Source organism: Agrobacterium sp. MCAB5, from assembly GCF_052114365.1.
Taxonomy (GTDB): Bacteria; Pseudomonadota; Alphaproteobacteria; order Rhizobiales; family Rhizobiaceae; genus Agrobacterium; species Agrobacterium tumefaciens.
The window spans coordinates 1-681 of sequence record NZ_JBFREP010000112.1; the positions used below are offsets into that span (position 1 = coordinate 1).

2 protein-coding genes are annotated in these 681 nt (G+C 56.8%); both read left to right on the forward strand.

Annotation, left to right across the window (positions count from 1 at the left end):
• A partial coding sequence (locus AB4Z23_RS27645) for a transporter substrate-binding domain-containing protein (RefSeq protein WP_441361201.1) occupies positions 1–482 on the forward strand: 482 nt, incomplete at its 5' end.
• 57 nt (positions 483–539) lie between these two features.
• On the forward strand, positions 540–681 hold a 142-nt coding region (locus AB4Z23_RS27650; protein WP_441361202.1), incomplete at its 3' end, for an ATP-binding cassette domain-containing protein.

Sequence of the window (681 nt, forward strand, 5' to 3'; positions counted from 1 at the left end):
TCTATACCGAACGCGCCCTGTCTGTTGCTTTTTCCAATCCGTACGGCGGGCACAAGTCGGTCATCATCGCCCCCCAGGGTACCGAGATCAAAAGCCTCGAAGACTTGAAAGGCAAGCGCGTCGGCGTGCCTCGCGGAACCGCGCATGAGAAGATCCTTTCTGCGGCGAAGATCGACGGTATGGAACTGGTTCGCTTTGACGACGACAGCACGACGCTAAACGCACTCGTTGCCGGGCAGGTCGATGCAATCGGGACCGTCAATTACATCGCAGCTCAGCTCCAGCAGCGCTATCCCGATAGCAAGTTCGAGGAAAAGGTGACCTATCTTCAGAGCTTCTACGGCGTCGGCATGCGTCGCGGCGATCCGGATCTTCTGCACTGGTTGAATACCGTCCTGTTCGTTCACAATCAGAGTGGAGAGCTTGGCGCGATCTACGAAAAGTGGATGAAAACCCCAATGCCAACTCTACCGTCCTTTTAAGCGCGGCCCATCGCGAGGTGTCTCGTCGCACCTCGCGTTCCCACCAGGAGATTTGAGATGACCGTAGTAGTCGCAAACAAAATCCGGAAAAGCTTCGGGCCGCTGGAGGTGCTGAAGGGCGTTTCCCTGACAGTTGCGGGCGGTGAGGTCGTCGCAATGATCGGCCGAAGCGGGTCTGGAAAAAGCACCTTCCTGAGAT